Source organism: Neptuniibacter pectenicola, assembly GCF_001597735.1.
Classification (GTDB): Bacteria; Pseudomonadota; Gammaproteobacteria; order Pseudomonadales; family Balneatricaceae; genus Neptuniibacter; species Neptuniibacter pectenicola.
This window is the reverse complement of record NZ_LUTS01000090.1, coordinates 1-428: the sequence shown is the minus strand read 5'-3', so window position 1 is coordinate 428 and position 428 is coordinate 1. Positions and strand designations below refer to the sequence as shown.

Sequence of the window (428 nt, the reverse complement as noted above, 5' to 3'; positions counted from 1 at the left end):
TTTACCGACTGCGATGAAGTCTTACCTACCTCCCCCTTCTTCTCTTCTTCCCCCCCCCCTCTCTCCTCCCCCCCTTCCCCTCTCTCTCCCCTCCCCCCTCTCCTCCTCTCCTCTTCTCCTCTGTTCCTTCTCTCTCTCTCCTCTTCTTTCTTCCTCCTTCCCCTCCCTTCTTCCTTCCCCTTCTTTCTCTCTCTCCCTTTCTCTCCCTTCTCTTTCTCTTTTTTTCCTCCTTCTTCCTTCCCCTCCTCTTCCCCCTTCCTTTCCTTCTCCCTTCTCTCTTCTTTCTCCCCCTCTTCTCTCTCTCTTTCCCCCCCCCCCTCTCCCCCCCCCCCCCCCCTTTTTTCTCCCCCTCTTTCTCCCCCCTCCCCCTCCCCTCTTCCCCCTCCCTTTCCCCCCTCTTTCCCTCCTTCCCCCCCCTCTCCCCCTCT

At 58.9% G+C, this 428-nt stretch carries 1 protein-coding gene; it reads right to left on the bottom strand.

The genetic code is table 11. The annotated features are described in order from the left end of the window. Positions 1-25 precede the first annotated feature (25 nt). Positions 26-428: hypothetical protein (locus tag A3773_RS19835; protein WP_197462848.1), on the bottom strand; the 403-nt coding region annotated here is incomplete at its 5' end.